Source organism: Kosmotoga sp., assembly GCF_982836095.1.
This window is the reverse complement of sequence record NZ_CEYIHJ010000030.1, coordinates 1-312: the sequence shown is the minus strand read 5'-3', so window position 1 is coordinate 312 and position 312 is coordinate 1.

Genomic DNA, 312 nt, shown 5'->3' with positions numbered 1-312 from the left:
TTGGGGTCTCGGTGGCAGGCTATTCCAGGTTGTTTCTCATTAGTACATTTTTCTATGGTCTAAATGCGCTCATAGCTTTTGTGATTTACCGCTTTCTTGAGCATGAAACACAGACAAGGGAGCTGTTTAACTAAGCGGGACGACATTTTCTGTAATAATCGGAGTTAGAATGGATAAGATTAAGAATTGCAGGGTATTACGAGTATCTTATTTCACATAAACAACACGTATTCAGTCATTTGCTTGACATAGTGCAAATGAATTCACAGATTACCAAGGAAGGGGAAAGGAATTCGTAACTTGACAGGGAAA